Source organism: Streptomyces atratus (assembly GCF_014648655.1).
Lineage (GTDB): Bacteria > Actinomycetota > Actinomycetes > Streptomycetales > Streptomycetaceae > Streptomyces > Streptomyces atratus.
In genome coordinates this window covers 1-902 of record NZ_BMRN01000201.1, presented here as the reverse complement: position 1 = coordinate 902, position 902 = coordinate 1, and the positions used below count along the sequence as shown (strand labels likewise).

The window sequence follows — 902 nt, the reverse complement described above, 5'->3', positions numbered from 1 at the left end:
CAGCCAGACCTTGTGGCCGTTGGGCGGGGGTGTGTGGACGGGGGCGTTGGTGCGCAGGGCGGCCAGCTGGGTGGTCTCGTCGTGCGGCAGCCAGATCTCGACGTCCTTCTCCTTGTCCGGCAGGTCGGTGAAGCGCAGGGTCTCCACCGGCCCGGGACGGGTTTGTGCGGTCCCGGAGGTGAGGTCGATGGTGAGTGTGTCGCCCTCGGTCGCGCTGGCCCGGCCCGCGAGCCGCCCGTCGACGAGGAGCTCGTACACCCCGTCGGGGCGTGGCGGCGCTCCGACGTAGACCCGTTTAGTGGCCACGACGTCCAGCTCGACGGCGGTGGCCCGGGTGCGGAAGGCCAGCCGCACTCCGGAGGGCTGTGACTCCGCCATGGCCAGCTGGCCGTCGGGGATCTGCTGCCGGGCGCGCGCGGGCAACCGGTGGGGCAGTACGCCGCGTTCGGTGCGCTCCAGATCGAGGGCGCCGCGCAGCAGGCCGGCGGTGATGGGAGTGGTGGTCCAGTCGTGCTCGGTGTTCATCTCGTCGGTCTCTTCGATCAGGAGGGCCAGTCGGCAGAGGCGGCCGGAAGGGTTGGTCAGGAGGTGGTGGGCCAGGTGCGCAGCAGGGCGTCGAGCGCGTTGAGGATCTCGGTCCAGCTCTCCTGCGAGTCGGGGGTGCTGTGGCTGAAACCGCCGGCGGTCTCCAGGCCGACATAGCCGCTGAAGACGCTGCCCAGCAGCCGCACCGCGTGCGTCTGATGCGGTTCGGCCAGGTTGTATCCGCGCAGGATCGCGCGCGTCATCTGGGCGTGCCGGACGCCGGCGCTGGCGGCCGCCGTCTGCGGGTCGAGCCGGAACTGGGCTGCGGCGAAGCGCCCCGGGTGCTCGAGGGCGTAGTCGCGGTAGACGTTCGCGAA

At 71.7% G+C, this 902-nt stretch carries 1 protein-coding gene and 1 pseudogene; both read right to left on the bottom strand.

Annotation, left to right across the window (positions count from 1 at the left end; all coding sequences use genetic code 11):
* Positions 1–525: pseudogene (locus IEZ15_RS44085) on the bottom strand (lipase); the annotation flags it as partial.
* A gap of 56 nt (positions 526–581) precedes the next feature.
* On the bottom strand, positions 582–902 hold a 321-nt coding region (locus IEZ15_RS44080; protein WP_189282534.1), incomplete at its 5' end, for a TetR-like C-terminal domain-containing protein.